This is a genomic window from Staphylococcus canis, from assembly GCF_016238445.1.
In the GTDB taxonomy this organism is placed as follows: Bacteria; Bacillota; Bacilli; order Staphylococcales; family Staphylococcaceae; genus Staphylococcus; species Staphylococcus canis.
Genome location: NZ_JABANU010000070.1, coordinates 1 through 391 on the forward strand (window position 1 = coordinate 1; position 391 = coordinate 391).

Sequence of the window (391 nt, forward strand, 5' to 3'; positions counted from 1 at the left end):
ATGAAAGACCCAAATATAATAAACTGAAGCGTCATTGGAAACTCTTGTTAAAACCTGCGAACGAACTCGATCGCATGCATTACCACCCGTTCCGTCTTTTTGACAATTGGCATAGCCAATACAGTCTGGTTCAATATTTATTAGGTCTGAGTGAAGAACTTGAAATGACATATATAACAGGACACTTTATCTTAGAAGCATTGAAATCAAACTGTATTAAGAAGTTAGAGGTTGCGTTGTATTCTTCGAAACGCAAGCCAATATTCAAGGGACTTAAACGTGTTATTCAAACACTTATTAAATACTTACCTTACATCACGAATACAGTAAAATACCCCCATTTAACAAATGGACCAATTGAAGGTATTAACAATAAAATTAAACTTATTAA

Annotated in this window: 1 protein-coding gene; it reads left to right on the plus strand. The window is 33.8% G+C overall.

The features are described from left to right. The coding region (locus HHH54_RS10940) for a transposase (protein WP_198618818.1) at nt 1-391 on the plus strand (391 nt) is incomplete at both ends.